We start from the raw sequence: 432 nt of genomic DNA, 5'->3' as shown, positions 1-432 counted from the left end.
ATATTGCCGAAGACCATCGACTGGACGTTGACCGCCGTGCCCCAGGAAGCCGGGATGCTGTTGAGCTCGCGATACTTGATGGCGCGGGCGTTCATCCAGGAGGAGAACACGGCGCCGACCGCGCCCCAGAGCTGCTCGCTCGGGTCCTGCGGGAAGTCGGAGCCGAGCTCCTTCCTGACGATCTCCTTGTACTTGCCGACCAGCACCTTCCAGTCGTCAGCCGAAAGATCGGTGTCGAGGTTGAGGCCCTTGCGCTCCTTGTAGTCCTCGAGCGCCTCCTCGAAATGGCCGTGGTCGATATCGAGCACGACGTTCGAGTACATGGTGATGAAGCGGCGATAGCTGTCATAGGCGAAGCGGGCATCACCCGAAGCCTTGGCGACCGCCTCGACCGTGACGTCGTTGAGGCCGAGATTGAGGACGGTGTCCATC

At 62.0% G+C, this 432-nt stretch carries 1 protein-coding gene; it reads right to left on the bottom strand.

The features are described from left to right. Window positions 1–432: PEP/pyruvate-binding domain-containing protein (locus CRU95_RS16220; protein ID WP_309109232.1), on the bottom strand; the 432-nt coding region annotated here is incomplete at both ends.

It is taken from the genome of Arcobacter sp. F2176 (genome assembly GCF_004116465.1).
GTDB lineage: Bacteria > Campylobacterota > Campylobacteria > Campylobacterales > Arcobacteraceae > Arcobacter > Arcobacter siniprincipis.
This window is presented reverse-complemented; position numbering and strand designations above follow the sequence as displayed.